This window comes from Acinetobacter sp. 12966, assembly GCF_031196995.1.
Classification (GTDB): domain Bacteria; phylum Pseudomonadota; class Gammaproteobacteria; order Pseudomonadales; family Moraxellaceae; genus Acinetobacter; species Acinetobacter geminorum.
This window is the reverse complement of the sequence record NZ_JAVIMC010000089.1, coordinates 60,413-74,739: the sequence shown is the minus strand read 5'-3', so window position 1 is coordinate 74,739 and position 14,327 is coordinate 60,413. Positions and strand designations below refer to the sequence as shown.

Below are 14,327 nucleotides of genomic sequence, written 5' to 3'. Positions count from 1 at the left end.
TTTTTTATTTGTCAGCGTTTAAGCAATTTCTGCTGGAAAGGTCACTACTTTTTCAATTTTGACCTGATCCATTGCAACCATGAGTAAACGGTCTACACCTAAAGCGATACCTGAGCATTCCGGCATATGAGGCAACGCTGATAATAGATGTTCATCTAAAGGCATGACATGAAGCCCCTGCTTAGCCCGCTCTGCATTGTCTGCTTCAAAGCGTGAACGTAACACATCTGCATCAAGCAATTCATCGTAGGCATTGGCTAGCTCTAAGCCTTCAATATAAACCTCAAAACGTGCCGCGACCTCCTCCCCATCTTCATCTACTTTCACTTTTGCCAAAGAGGCCATTTCTGGCGGAAAGTCAGTTAAAAAGACCGGCGCATCAAATCCTAAACTTGGTTCAACAAAATGAGAAAATAACAAATCCATATAAGCTAGGCGATCATCGCCCAAATCGAGATTTAACCCCACACGATTTGCCGTATCTTTGAGTTGTTTCAAAGTTGCCTGCAAAGGGTTGATATCAAGACGATCTTGAAAGGCATGTTTATAACTTAAAATAAACGGACGAACTTCACCAAAACGATGCTGCAAACAGGTTTGTAATAAGTCTGCTGTTTCATGCATTAACGCTTTTAAGTCCAGACCCGGACGGTACCATTCAAGCATGGTAAATTCACTATTGTGTTTACGCCCGTGCTCATCGTCTCGAAAAACTTTACAGATTTGATAAATCGGCCCACTACCGCTCGCCAATAAACGCTTCATCGCAAACTCTGGTGATGTCTGTAAATATTGAGTTTGCAATTTACCGTTAATATGACGCAAAGCCTGAACCGAAGCTAAATGCACATCGGTGACGCCTGCTTGTGAAACAATCGGTGTTTCAACTTCCATGACATCACGTTCCGCAAAAAACTGACGGATTTGGCTATAGAGCTTGGCACGTGCTTTTAAGGCATCAATTGAACAAGTAGGTTGATAACTTAAACTCATGCCTGTGGTCCCTCATGTGCTGCCCATTCACGGCGCAGCGGATAATTTTTACGTAATAAATCAAATGCTTTTTGCTCTACTTTTCCGTCTTTAATACAAGCACGGATATTGGCATCATCTTGAGCAATATCATAAATTTGAGATAGTTTTTGCTTTAATACAGCTTTTAAATCATGTCCCGAAAAATAGTCTTCGCATGCAGGTAGCTGAGTTTCAAAACGCTTATTAATGTCGTATCCAAATTTTTGGCAAAACGCTTCATAAATCATTTGTGTACCACGGGCTTTTCCTTCAAGGCTATAACCAGCAATATGCGGTGTTGCTAAAGCCAACATCTCTATGAGTTCTTCTGATATGACTGGTTCATGCTCAAATACATCAAGCACGACTTTACGCTGGGTACGTTGAATATCTTCCATTAAAGCGGCTTCTTTAACGACTGGGCCACGTGCACTATTAATTAAAATCGTGTCAGGTTGAAGCGCTGCAAAAGCTTTTTCATCAAACAGATGATATGTGGCATGTTCACCATTTTTAGTAAGCGGCACATGAATTGAAATGGCATTGGCTTGTTGCAACAGAGTTTCTAAGCTTACATTTTCAATTGTGTCTAGTTTCACATATGGGTCAAAGCCAATTACATTCCAGCCAAGTAACTGAGCCATATAAGCCAAACGCTTACCGACGTTGCCAAGGCCAACAATACCTAGGGTAAATTTTTCTTGTTGTTCTAAAAGGTTTGCATCTAAATGAAGTAAAGCAGTAATGACATATTCAGCAACCGCTTGCGCATTACAACCAGCCGCATTTGCCCATGTAATTCCTTGTTTTTCTAACGCCGCAATATCTAAATGATCGGTCCCGATTGTGGCACTGCCCACATATTGTAATGCTGTGTTTTCAATTAAACTTGCGTTAACTGCAGTAACCGAACGAACCAATAAAGCTTCAGCATCTTTTACATCTGCATGGGTTAAAATACGTCCTGCTTTGTGTTGAATATCGCCAAACTCAGAAAAAAAGTAATCGGTAAATGCCAAATTTTCATCTGCGACGATTTTCATTGTCTGCAACCCATAGCTTATAAAAACGTTATTATCCTTTGAGTTGTAGCAAAGCACAATGTTAATGCCTTTAAATTCACGATTCTAAACTTTGACGGTTTGCAAATTACAAGCCACCACCAAAGTAGAAATAGGCCATCACGGCCAGTGTGATCCAAACTAGAATAATCAACACAGCAACCAAATAATTTTGAGGTCGACGCTCCTGTTGATCTAGCCATTCTTCAGCTTGTTGTTCCGCATCTAAAATGACTTGTTGAGGTGTAAAACGAACAGCTAACCAAATCAGCATCGGTAGAATGATGGCCTCATCTAAAAGGCCTAAAATAGGAATAAAATCTGGAATTAAATCGATTGGACTAAAGGCATACGCCACAGCCACCACAGCAATAACTTTTGGGAACCATGGCATTTGAGGATGCTTTGATGCAAACCAAAGCATAATAATTTGTTTTTTTAGACGTTTTGCCCATTCTTTTAGTGATTGTAACCAAGACATTTGGACAGACTCTGAACCTTTAGAGTTTTATAATAATCCATAAAACCTATCCTTAGCTTAAAAGCCAAAGAAATGTCAGATGAGCTTTATTTTAGGTTCTTCATCTTGAACAATATATTTTAAATTTCTGTATATAAAACAAATCTATCTCCCCTACAAAAACTCGCCAAAGTCAGGCCAGATTGTTTGGCTAATTGAATAGCCATGCTGGTAGGTGCTGAAATTGACGCCAGTAGACTTATATTCAGCTTGGCACATTTTCGTATTAGTTCATAACTTGCCCGACTGGTCATCACCACAAAACCTAAACTGGTGTCGTAGTTTTCTTGCGCTAAATAACCGATTAATTTATCTAAAGCATTATGGCGGCCAACATCTTCAAATAAAGCCACGATTTGTCCATCAATCACCCATGCTGCGGCATGTGCGCCACCCGTTAAAGCGGTAATTTCCTGTTGGGCTTTTAAATGGGAAATGGCACTCGGAATTTGCTCAAGCCATATTTTTGATGCATGCGTTGTAATTTTTGGAACATCTAACTGAAACTGCTCTAAACTCTCAATTCCACACAAACCACAGCCTGTACGGCCTACCATCATACGGCGATGTTCCTTTAAGGCAGCAAATGCTCTCGATGAAATGGTCATTTCTACCGTAATGCCCAATTCATTTTGATGTACATCAAGCGCATATAGCTCTTTTAAGTTTGTTAAAATTCCTTCGGAGAGACTAAAGCCTTTGGCAAATAAATCAACATCAGTCGGTGTGGCCATCATCACCGCATGCGAAATACCGTTATACACCAAGGCGATTGGGTACTCTTGCACAATATGATCTAAAACATTTTCATAGTTGGTTTTGTTAAACCGCTGTACTAGTAATGTTTCAACCCCATAAGAATGTGGTGTCAAAATTATTTCCTTTATTTCAAAATGGCGCTTGTTTAGAGCGCCATTTGTTTAGATGATATTTTTTAATATTGCCTTTGATTAAAGGCTACTGACTTTCTTATCGGCATCTTCAGGAGCTACTGCCGTTGCCAAGTTAAAATGCTCTGGCGCATTTCCGGGATGCAAAATCACAGGAACACTTTTTGAAGCAGGAATCTTGGCATATTTATCATGACTGCTTAATGCCACCAAAGGATTAGTTTCCGGATAGTAAGCGGCTAAACTGCCTCGCGGAATGTTGTACGGCACAATACGGAAACTATGCACGATACGTTTTACACCGTCCGAGAAAACACTTTCAATATCGACCCACTGATTTGCTTCAAATCCAGCTTCATCAATATCAGCTTGGTTCATAAACAACACACGGCGCTGACCGAACACCCCACGGTAACGGTCATCTAGACCATATAGAGTAGTGTTGTATTGGTCATGAGAACGCGTGGTCATCAAGGTATAAACTTTACTGTCGGTATATGCGGCAGCGTACTGATTTTCTTTATCGGCATAGACTTCACTCAGCGGTGTAATCATAAACTGCGCTTTACCACTTTTTGTATTCCAGATGTGCTGATTGGCTGGATGTTCGAGGTGGAAGCCACCCGGCTTATAGACACGTAAATTAAAGTCATGGAACTCATCAAAGACATCGGCAATAGAGTCACGAATACGGTCATAGCTTTCGATATACCATTTCCATTTAATCTGACTGTCTGGAAGCACTGCTTCGGCCATTCGGGCGACGATATCTGGTTCAGACAAAATATTGTCAGAAATTGGAGCGTTACGCCCTGCTGACAAATGAATATTACTCATCGAATCTTCGACTGAAATTGCCTGTGGGCCATGAAGCTGCTCATCAATTTCGGTACGGCCTAAACATGGCAAAATAAGAGCATCTTTACCACACACCAAATGGCTACGGTTTAACTTAGTTGCGACATGAACAGTTAAATTACACTTTCTAAGTGCTTCTTGGGTATACGGCGTATCTGGCGTTGCAACTGCAAAGTTCCCACCTAAACCAATAAAGACTTTGACCTCGCCTTCAGCCATGGCTTTAATGGTTTCAACGACACCATGTCCATTTTTTCTCGGTGATTTAATTCCAAATACGCGATCAATGTTGTCGAGTAATTTAGGGCTAGGCAGTTCATTAATGCCCATGGTTCGGTCGCCTTGCACATTACTATGCCCGCGAACTGGACATAGCCCTGCACCTGGTCTGCCAATTTGACCACGTGCCAACAATAAATTTGCCAGCATGTGTACATTGGCTGTTCCGTGGCGGTGTTGAGTGATGCCCATTCCCCAACAGAAAATTGAACGCTCGGATTCTAAAAAGAGTTTGGCGAGTTTTTCTAAATGTTCAGGCGATAGGCCTGAGTGTTTATAAAGATCTGCCCATTCAGTTCTTTCAACCTCAGCAATCATTTCATCAAAACCAACGGTATTCACCGCAATAAAGTTTCGGTCAAAAATGCTTGGTTTACCTGAGGCAATTGCTTTTTTATCCCACTCATTTAAGTGTTTTAACATACCCAACATGAGTGCATAGTCGCCCCCAATTTTAGGTTGGAAGTAATAACGACTAATTGGCGTACTGCCGTTAGTCATCATTTCAAGCGGTGCTTGCGGGTCTTGGAAACGCTCAAGACCTCGCTCTTTAATTGGGTTAATCGCAATAATGTTGCCGCCGCGTTTAGATACTTCACGTAAAGTACCTAACATACGTGGATGGTTGGTGCCGGGGTTGTGCCCAAAACTAAAAATTGCATCGGCTAAATCAAAGTCTTCTAGGGTGACTGTGCCTTTTCCTAAACCAATCGAGTCAAGCAAACCAACACTTGTGGTTTCATGGCACATATTCGAGCAGTCTGGAAAGTTATTTGTACCAAAGCTTCGCACAAACAATTGATATAAAAATGCTGCTTCGTTACTGGCACGGCCAGAGGTATAAAATGCCGCTTGGTCTGGGTTGTCTAGCGCATGTAAATGTTGAGCAATGAGTTTAAATGCATCGTCCCATGAAATAGGCACATATTTATCGGTTGCAGCATCGTAGCGAACTGGGTCTGTTAAGCGGCCTAAGTCTTCGAGGAAAAAGTCACTTTGTTCTGATAACCAACTGACGGTATGTCCTGCGAAATATTCAGGAGTCACTGTTTTACTGGTTGCTTCAAAGGCAACTGCTTTTGCACCATTTTCACAGAAGTTAAACGCATGAGCATCTTTCTTTTCTGGCCATGCACAGCCAGGACAGTCAAAACCTGTAGGCTGGTTAATGTTGAGTAAGGTAATTGAACCTTTACCTAAAATATCTTGTCGCTTTAAGTTTCGAGCAACACTAAGGAGTGCGCCCCACCCGCCAGCAGGATGAGTGTATGGCTCAATTCGCGCAAAACCGTTATTTTCTTGTATATGCTTTTGTTCTTCTGAATTATCCACTTTTTCATCCTCTTATTTCTTCTTAGACATTCAACAGATCCAATAAAACCACAATTTAATTATGCTTATATTAAGAATCGCTGGTGTCTAGCTTGTGGGTAGAGTCCGCTTGGTATGTTATTCACCATATTTTAAAAAGCTGGCTCAACTGTTCTTATAATATGTGCCATATTTTTTACAATTACAATCATTTAGGCCAACGGCGCTATTTATAGAAAAACATATAAAACAATGAGTTAAAAAGATAGAAACTCCGCCTTTTACAGATCAAAACATTATTGGCTTTTATTTTTAACAGATTGAAAGCCTTTTAAAATTGATGTTTACATGTCTTTATCTATGTTTTTTTCGCATTAAACAGTATAAAACAATTAAAAATCTATCCACATTAGAGCATTTATGAAGGTTGTGATCGCCCCTGATTCATTTAAAGACAGCTTATCTGCTTTAAACGTAGCTCAGGCCATTGCCAAAGGATGGCAAGAAGTTTTTCCTCATGCAGAAACGATTTTATGCCCGATGGCCGATGGCGGCGAAGGAACTATTGAAGCAGTGTTAGAGGTCTGTGAAGGTGAATGGCGTGAAAAAACTGTAGTCGGGCCATTAGGTCAGCCTGTTCAAGCCAAATGGGGATGGTTAGAAAAACAAAAAATCGCCATCATTGAAATGGCTCAAGCGAGCGGCATACAGTTAGTCCCACCGTCAGAACGTGATGCCTGCCACAGCACAACGTTTGGAACAGGCCAACTCATTTTGGATGCTTTAGACGCAGGTGCAAAAGACATTATTTTAACTGTAGGCGGTAGTGCTACTAATGATGGTGGCACAGGATTACTGAGTGCTTTAGGTGCTGTTTTGCTCGATGCCAAACAAAAGGTTTTACCCGCTGGTGGTCTCGCTCTAAGCAACCTATCAAAAATTGATTTAACACATTTCGACTCACGTATTCAGCACACGCGGTTTTTACTAGCTGCCGATGTGACCAATCCACTTTGCGGTCCAAACGGCGCATCTCATATTTTTGGTCCACAAAAAGGGGCTTCCCCTACTCAAGTAAAGTTACTTGATCGAGCTCTTGCCCATTTTGCCGATGTCTCGGCACAACTTTTAGGTTTCGATAAACGAGATGACGCAGGCTCTGGCGCTGCTGGCGGTTTGGGCTTTGCAGCCAAAAGTTATTTAAATGCAGATTTTAAAGCTGGCGTTAAAGTCGTAGGTGAACTGAATCAACTTGAACATAAAATCTCTAATGCAAATTGGGTCATTACCGGTGAAGGTAAATTTGACCAGCAAACTTTAAGTGGTAAAACAGTTTTTGGGGTGAGTCAAATTGCCAAAACACACAATGTTCCTGTCATTGTCATTGCAGGGACATTAGGCGAAGGCTACCAAGCGCTTTATGAACATGGGGTTACAGCTGCTTTTTCGCTAACAAATGGTCCCATCACATTAGAACAAGCCTGCGAACATGCAGCAAAACTCATTTATGAAAGAACTATCGATATTGCGAGATTAATTCAGTTTAATATGAACCAAGCTTAAATATTACTTTGTTATTTTAAAAACGGTCAAACCAAGAGATAGGAAAATCTTATGAATGTTATTGATGCCATCCGTAACCGCCGCGCAGTTAAACGCTTCGACCCTGCTTTTCAACTTTCTGAAGATAACAAAAAGCAGTTATTACAAGAAGTTTTAGCAAATGCGCCAAGCGCTTTTAACTTACAACATTGGCGTCCAGTCATCATTGAAGATACTGAGTTAAGACAAAAAATTCGCACCATTGCTTGGGATCAACCACAAGTTACAGAATCATCATTACTAATTGTGTTGTGTGCAAAAGTAAATACATGGGAAGTTGATGCTAAGCGTGTGTGGGATGGCGCAACTCCAGAAGTACAAAATATTATGGCTGGCGCAATTGACCAATATTACCGTGACCGTCCACAAACCCAACGTGACGAAGTTATGCGTAGTGCAGGTATTTTTGCTCAAACCTTGATGCTTCTTGCTCAAGAGCATGGTTTAGACAGTTGCCCTATGGATGGTTTTGACTTTGACGCGATGGCAAAGCTCATTAACTTACCTGAAGATCACGTGGTATGTTTAATGATTGCTGTTGGTAAGTCAGCTTCCGAGCCTTACCCACGCGTGGGCAAACTTCCTTACGACGATGTCATTATTCAAAATACATTCTAAGTTTTTAGTCAGATTTTAGGCCCTCATGCTATTTATAGCATGAGGGCCTAATTGTTAATGACATTCTGTTTTGTAAAATCATTTTGCCTTTTTGGTGTTTAACTTATTGGTTAAACGACGAACTAAAAGAAAAAATAAAGGCACAAAGAAAATAGAAAGTAGAGTTCCCGAAATCATCCCACCAGTTACGGCGATACCAATTTCTTTTCGGCTAACAGCCCCTGCTCCTGTAGATACAGCCAATGGAAGAACACCTGCAACAAAAGCCAGAGATGTCATAATAATTGGCCGTAATCGCTGACCAGCACCTTCAATAATGGCATCCATTAATGCCTGACCAGCCTCTAACTTAGCTGCCGCAAATTCAACAATCAAAATAGCATTTTTGGCAGAAAGCCCAATGGTGGTAAGCATAGCGACCTGAAAGTAAATATCGTTAACAAAACCTGCCAGACTTGCAGCAACTACAGCGCCAATAAGACCTAAAGGAATCACTAGCATGACAGAGACAGGAATAGACCAACTTTCATAAAGTGCTGCCAAACATAAAAAGATAAAGATGATTGAGGCTAAATATAACCAGATCGTTTGGCCACCCGCTAGTTTCTCTTGATAAGACAACCCACTCCACTGAAGATTAAAACCTTGTTGTTGGTCAACTAACTGCTGCATCTTATCCATAGCCCCACCAGAACTCTCACCAGCTGCCGCAGAACCTTGTATTTGAACGGCTGAAAGACCGTTAAAGCGTTGCAGCATTTGAGGGCCCATCTGCCATTTCATAGAAGAGAAACTAGAAAATGGCGTCATTTCACCGCTAGTACCACGAACATACCACTGTCCAATATCTTGGGGTAAGGAACGATAGTTCGCATCTCCTTGTAAATAAACACGCTTAACACGTCCTCTATCAATGAAGTCATTTACATAAGATCCGCCCCATGCGGTCGACAAAGTATTGCTAATATCAGCTTGAGCCAAGCCAAAAGCACTGGCTTTTCTTTGATCGATATCGACTTGTAACTGAGCTTTATCATCTAAACCATTTAAGCGTACTGCTGCTAATCCTGCATCAGCATTTGCTTCTTTGAGTACATTATCTTTTGCGGCGAGTAAGGCATCACGTCCTTTATTTTCAGCATCTTGCAACCAAAGTTCAAAACCACTTGATTGGCCAAGACCTCTTACAGAAGCAGGTGACAGTACCTGAACGCGAGCTTCACGTAGCGACTTAAAATGTGCATTTGCACGAGCAATCACAGCTTCTGCCGTATTTTCACTACCTTTTCGATCATCCCAATGTTTAAGTTCAGCAAATGCCATCCCAACATTTTGCCCACTGCCTGCGTTATTTCTACCCATCACCATGAAAATCACATTGAGATTATCCTTTTCTTTCGTCAAAAAGTAATCTGCAATCTGATTACCAACCCGCTCTGTTTCAGCTAGTGTCGTGCCTACAGGCGTACTAAATTGAACCATAACCGAGCCTTGGTCTTCTTGTGGTAAAAACCCCGTATTCATACGCGTATATTGCCAGCCTAACAAAGCGGTAATACCTACGAATATGATCATAAAGACTTTGGGTTTACCTAAAACAGCAACTAGCTTTGTGCGGTAGCCTGACTGCCCTTGTTCGACTTTACGATTGAACCAAGTAAAGAATTTTCTCTGCTTATGTTTTTCATTTGCAGGTTTGAGTAATGTTGCACATAACGCAGGTGAAAGTGTTAAAGCAACAATTGCAGAAAGTACCATTGCCGATACAAGCGTTACCGAGAACTGGCGATAGATAATCCCGACGGAACCACCAAAAAATGCCATAGGTAAAAATACCGCTGCGAGTACCATGGCAATACCCACCAGCGCACCCGATATCTCCTGCATTGAAATTAGGGTGGCTTGCCGAGCATCAACATTTTGCTCATGCATAACCCGCTCGACATTTTCTACAACGACAATCGCGTCATCTACCAGTAAACCAATTGCGAGTACCATTGCAAACAAAGTCAGTGTATTAATGCTATAGCCAAGTACGCTCAACACAGCAAATGTACCTAACAATACGACCGGAACTGCAATTGCCGGAATTAAAGTTGCACGCCAGCTTTGCAAAAATAAGAACATGACAATAATGACGAGAACAATCGCTTCAGCTAAAGTTTTAATCACCCCATTTACCGAGGCTTCTACAAATGGCGTACTGTCGCGTGGGTATGCAACTTTTAAACCCGCTGGCATAGAGGCAGTTAACCGTGTGACTTCAGCTTTAACTCGTTCAGCCGTTTCTAATGCATTGGCACCAGATGCAAGCTGAATAGACATACCCGAAGCTGGCTTTCCATTCAAACGTGTAGAAGTCTGATAACTCTCTGCACCACGCTCGACTCGAGCAACATCTTTAAGTAATACAACCGCACCATTGGTTTGTGTGCGCAAAATAATATTTTCAAATTGGCTCACGGTTTGTAACCGAGATAATGCTGTTACTGTTGCATTTAGAGCCTGCCCATCACGCGTGGGTAATGCGCCCAACTCTCCCGCTGTAATTTGAGTGTTTTGTGCTTCAATTGCAGTTCTAACATCTGATGGCATTAATCCATAACTGTTTAATTTATGAGGATCAAGCCAGATGCGCATTGCATATTGAGCACCAAATACGGTGATTTCACCCACTCCATCGACCCGACTTAATGGATCTTGCAGTGTACTCACCATATAGTCAGATATGTCGACAGAAGATCTAGTCCCACTTTCATCGTAAAGCGCAAAGACCAGTAAACTATCGCCTTGTGACTTTGTCACAGTGATCCCTTGCTGCTGAACCTCTTGAGGCAATCGACTCAGTGCCTGATTCACAGCATTTTGCACCTGCACCTGAGCAGTGTCAGGATTGGTATCCTGATCAAAACTAAGACTTATGCGTGCTTGACCGGCCGAACTACTACTCGATGAAAAATACAGTAGACCATCAATCCCTTTAATTTGTTGCTCCAAAATCTGGGTAACACTGTCTTCAACAGTTTTAGCAGATGCTCCCGGATAATTTGCAGTAACATTTACACCTGGTGGTGCAATGTCAGGATATTGCTCAATGGGTAATGTTAAAATCGAAATTGTCCCCAATGCCATAATACAAATAGAGAGGACCCAAGCAAAAATAGGTCGTGCAATAAAAAAACTCGACAACATACGCAATCCTCAACTCATTGGGGTAGGTTCAATCGTCATGCCGGCACTTAAGCCTTGCAGACCCTCAACAATGACTTGATCTCCTGCTTTCAAGCCAGAGGTCACTAACCAACGATTATCAATTGCATCGCCTAGAGTAATTTTTCGTTGCTCGGCTTTATTATCTTTTCCAACAATCCAAACAAGTGGATTTCCTTCTGCGTCTCGGAACAGCGCACCTTGAGGAATTAAGACGCTGTTAGGACGTGTTCCCGTTCCAAGTTCTGCCCGCACATACAGGCCGGGCAATAACGCATTATTGGGGTTGGGAAATGCTGCACGTAAGGTGACACTTCCTGTCGCCTCATCTACAGCAACATCACTAAACTTAAAAGTCCCCTGTTCTGCATAGGCAGTGCCATTCTCAAGCTTCAAACGTACTGAAAGTTCAGTCGGTTTTATTCCATTTTCAGTAAGCTGTTTACGCAGTGCCATGTATTCATCACTCGACTGAGTCAAATCAACATACATGGGGTCCAGTTTTTGAATCGTTGCTAAAGGCTCTGTTTGAGCAGAGGTGACTAAAGCCCCACGTGTAATAGATGAACGCCCTATCCGTCCTGAAATTGGCGCACTAACTTGTGTGTAACGTAAATTGGTTCGTGCTGTTTTCAATACAGCTTCATTTACGGCAACAGTCGCTTTCGCTTGCTCATATGCACTTTGAGCATTATCAAGCTCCTGTTGACTCACCCCATTTACTTTAATTAATTCTTTATAACGCTCGGCTTGAAGGCGAGTCGAATTTACAGTGGCTTTTGCTAATGCAAGATTACCAGCGGCTTCATCCACACTATCCCGATAGAGTGATGAATCAATTTTATAAAGTGGCTGCCCTTTGTTTACTTGCGTGCCTTCCTTAAATAATTGCTCTATTACTACTCCATTGACTTGTGGACGGACCTGAGAAATTTCAGAGGCCACCGTTCTACCAGCCAATTGATAGGTAGATTCAATCGTCTCTGGTTTTATAGTGATCGTACCCACCTGCTGAATATTTTTAGGGGCAGGCGGATCAGAATCACATCCATTAAGAAAAAGTAGCAAAGGCAATAACCACAAGTACTTATGATTAAAAAAAACCGAACCAAACATATTTTGGCACCCTAGACTTATAGACAATTTATTTACTTTACTGTAAAGTAAATAAATACGATGTGCAAGAAAACCGATATGCTAAAAAAATCACCAGGTCGTCCGTCTCGAATTCGCCCTACTATTGTGGCAGCAGCCCGTGAACTATTCCTTGAGCATGGATTAGAAGTCCGTTTAGAGGCTGTTGCCACGAAAGCCGGTACAAATCGACAAACTTTATACAACCATTTCCCGACAAAGACAGCGTTACTTATTGAAGTCTTTGATCATTTAAAAGCAGAAATGGAAGCACCTTTCATTGAGCAGCATGAATTGAAAAATAAGCGACTAGATCAATTATTGTTAGAAATTGGACAGTCTGTACAAAATCATTTTTATCATATTGACGTCATTCGCCTGCAAAGATTGCTGATTATTGCCTTAGTTGAAATGAAAGAAATTCTTCCTAAAATTCAGCAACGTACTCAAGGGAATATTAAAAGATCTTTAACCGATATTCTTGCAACTGCACACAATGCTGGTATTGTTAAAATTGATCAGCCAGAGGAAGCAACAAAGGCTTTCCTCGGTGCCGTAATGGGCTATACCTATCCCGCTACGTTGATTAGTGGAAATATTCCAACTCCAGAAGAACTACAGCGGTTAAATCAAGAAGTTTGCCAAACCTTTTTAAAAGCATGGCAATATAAAGAATAGACTGAATACAAAAAAGCCCTTGTTATAAAAGGGCTCTTTATATGAAATAGCTAAACTTGAAAAATGATGAACGATACATACTACGCCGCTTTAAACTGCTTCAAAAAACAGTCTAATATCATCTCTCTATCCCCTACTTGACCCGAGCTTAAAAGCTAAATAATGGTTCCTTCAATCATATATAAAAATAATTTGGCGTCCTGAAAGGAAAGATCTTTTTTTAGTTTTATTAACTGACTATAGATTTCATTAAGCAACCATGTTCTATATCTCATTACAGTTATATAAGCTTTTGGATAGGTCAGCTTGGTCTCAAAAATTGCTTTAAATAATAGATAGTAAAGCCCCTCCAAATCGGTGTGTAAGACATAAAGTTTCTTAAGTTTATCCATCACACTTGTTTGACTGGCGTACTCAACCATTGAAACTACTTTTTCTTTTAAACGTTCTTTTTGCACGATCATGCAGATTTCGATAAACCGCTCTTTAGAGTGAAAGTAATGATAAAAAGTCGCTTTTGGAATTTGAGATTCTTTCACAATTCTGTCGACTCCAACCGTATGAAATCCGTGATGGTGAAACAGATCAATTGATTTATTTACGACTTGTATGGCACGTGGGGAGATCACTAAATGTGGCATAGTTTTACCGTTATAAAAATTCTTGTTGTATGTAAACGAGATACTTTTTTGGGAGAAAAAAAGGCATAGCAAAGCCGTTAAGACTGTGTTTTGCACATCTCAAGTTTTATTGTTGATTAAGTTTTTGGTCGCGACGAATTAAAGCCTGAAAGCGCTAATCGCTATCAAGCTACTTATAAATTTAAGTGGTGTCGATATAGACTTTGGCAGAGACTGCCAAGAAATAATGGATGTGCAAAGCCAACTCCTTTTTATTGGGAGTTCTGCCAGACATTTATAGAATTATGGTGGCAGAACGAAAGGGGGTTAGCAGACTGGCTCAAGACCCAGCACACCCGAAGGTGTCCCCCTTCCGTCCTACCGCTACAAAAAAGGGAGACGAACGGGTCTACATCAAAAAAATGAATTTTTTCAATGTTCTTGAGCACGGTCTGCTAAAACCGGCTGGCAATGTGGCCAGCAGGCAAAGAATAGTGCCCTGTCCTATTACAGTCAAGCACACAAAATGACA

Annotated in this window: 10 protein-coding genes and 1 pseudogene; 3 read left to right on the top strand and 8 right to left on the bottom strand. The window is 41.2% G+C overall.

The genetic code is table 11. From position 1 onward, the window contains the following. Nucleotides 1-18 precede the first annotated feature (18 nt). From epmA to RFW85_RS12820, 5 genes are all read right to left on the bottom strand, one after another. On the bottom strand, nucleotides 19-993 hold the full coding sequence (gene epmA / locus RFW85_RS12840) for an EF-P lysine aminoacylase EpmA (RefSeq protein WP_309171594.1): 975 nt from the start codon (nucleotides 991-993) through the stop codon (nucleotides 19-21). Further along, on the bottom strand, nucleotides 990-2,057 hold the full coding sequence (locus RFW85_RS12835) for a 4-phosphoerythronate dehydrogenase (protein WP_309171593.1): 1,068 nt from the start codon (nucleotides 2,055-2,057) through the stop codon (nucleotides 990-992). Before RFW85_RS12835 ends, epmA begins: the two co-directional genes overlap by 4 nt. 106 nt (nucleotides 2,058-2,163) lie before the next feature. Then, nucleotides 2,164-2,556 (bottom strand): YkvA family protein, encoded by a 393-nt coding sequence (locus tag RFW85_RS12830; RefSeq protein ID WP_069140875.1) that lies wholly within the window; start codon nucleotides 2,554-2,556, stop codon nucleotides 2,164-2,166. Nucleotides 2,557-2,675: 119 nt separating this feature from the next. After that, nucleotides 2,676-3,467, bottom strand: a complete 792-nt coding sequence (gene fdhD, locus RFW85_RS12825; protein WP_309171592.1) for a formate dehydrogenase accessory sulfurtransferase FdhD — start codon at nucleotides 3,465-3,467, stop codon at nucleotides 2,676-2,678. Nucleotides 3,468-3,545: 78 nt separating this feature from the next. Next, nucleotides 3,546-5,954 carry an FdhF/YdeP family oxidoreductase gene (locus RFW85_RS12820; protein ID WP_309171591.1) on the bottom strand — a complete coding sequence of 803 codons (2,409 nt, stop codon included), beginning with the start codon at nucleotides 5,952-5,954 and terminating at the stop codon, nucleotides 3,546-3,548. 399 nt (nucleotides 5,955-6,353) lie between these two features. Here RFW85_RS12820 and RFW85_RS12815 point away from each other — a divergent pair, with 399 nt between their 5' ends. Continuing rightward, a complete protein-coding gene (locus RFW85_RS12815; protein WP_309171590.1) occupies nucleotides 6,354-7,496 on the top strand; it encodes a glycerate kinase in 1,143 nt (380 codons plus the stop codon). Between the two features lie 51 nt (nucleotides 7,497-7,547). Then, a complete protein-coding gene (locus RFW85_RS12810; protein WP_002118380.1) occupies nucleotides 7,548-8,153 on the top strand; it encodes a nitroreductase family protein in 606 nt (201 codons plus the stop codon). A gap of 78 nt (nucleotides 8,154-8,231) precedes the next feature. Here RFW85_RS12810 and adeE read toward each other — a convergent pair whose 3' ends face one another. Beyond that, on the bottom strand, nucleotides 8,232-11,345 hold the full coding sequence (gene adeE / locus RFW85_RS12805) for a multidrug efflux RND transporter permease subunit AdeE (RefSeq protein ID WP_170249295.1): 3,114 nt from the start codon (nucleotides 11,343-11,345) through the stop codon (nucleotides 8,232-8,234). Nucleotides 11,346-11,354: 9 nt separating this feature from the next. Beyond that, nucleotides 11,355-12,479: a multidrug efflux RND transporter periplasmic adaptor subunit AdeD gene (gene adeD / locus RFW85_RS12800; RefSeq protein WP_170249293.1), complete on the bottom strand. Its 1,125-nt coding sequence runs from the start codon at nucleotides 12,477-12,479 to the stop codon at nucleotides 11,355-11,357. A gap of 78 nt (nucleotides 12,480-12,557) precedes the next feature. Here adeD and RFW85_RS12795 point away from each other — a divergent pair, with 78 nt between their 5' ends. After that, a complete protein-coding gene (locus RFW85_RS12795; RefSeq protein ID WP_005073026.1) occupies nucleotides 12,558-13,175 on the top strand; it encodes a TetR/AcrR family transcriptional regulator in 618 nt (205 codons plus the stop codon). An 80-nt stretch (nucleotides 13,176-13,255) separates the two neighbouring features. Here RFW85_RS12795 and RFW85_RS12790 read toward each other — a convergent pair. Next, nucleotides 13,256-13,816: pseudogene (locus RFW85_RS12790) on the bottom strand (TetR/AcrR family transcriptional regulator). Nucleotides 13,817-14,327 lie beyond the last annotated feature (511 nt).

Coding starts and splice junctions, on each gene's coding strand:
- RFW85_RS12795 (WP_005073026.1), top strand. CDS start 12,558: ATGCTAAAAAAATCACCAGGTCGTCCGTCTCGAATTCGCCCTACTATT.
- adeE (WP_170249295.1), bottom strand. CDS start 11,345: ATGTTGTCGAGTTTTTTTATTGCACGACCTATTTTTGCTTGGGTCCTC.
- adeD (WP_170249293.1), bottom strand. CDS start 12,479: ATGTTTGGTTCGGTTTTTTTTAATCATAAGTACTTGTGGTTATTGCCT.
- RFW85_RS12815 (WP_309171590.1), top strand. CDS start 6,354: ATGAAGGTTGTGATCGCCCCTGATTCATTTAAAGACAGCTTATCTGCT.
- RFW85_RS12810 (WP_002118380.1), top strand. CDS start 7,548: ATGAATGTTATTGATGCCATCCGTAACCGCCGCGCAGTTAAACGCTTC.
- epmA (WP_309171594.1), bottom strand. CDS start 993: ATGAGTTTAAGTTATCAACCTACTTGTTCAATTGATGCCTTAAAAGCA.
- RFW85_RS12830 (WP_069140875.1), bottom strand. CDS start 2,556: ATGTCTTGGTTACAATCACTAAAAGAATGGGCAAAACGTCTAAAAAAA.
- RFW85_RS12835 (WP_309171593.1), bottom strand. CDS start 2,057: ATGAAAATCGTCGCAGATGAAAATTTGGCATTTACCGATTACTTTTTT.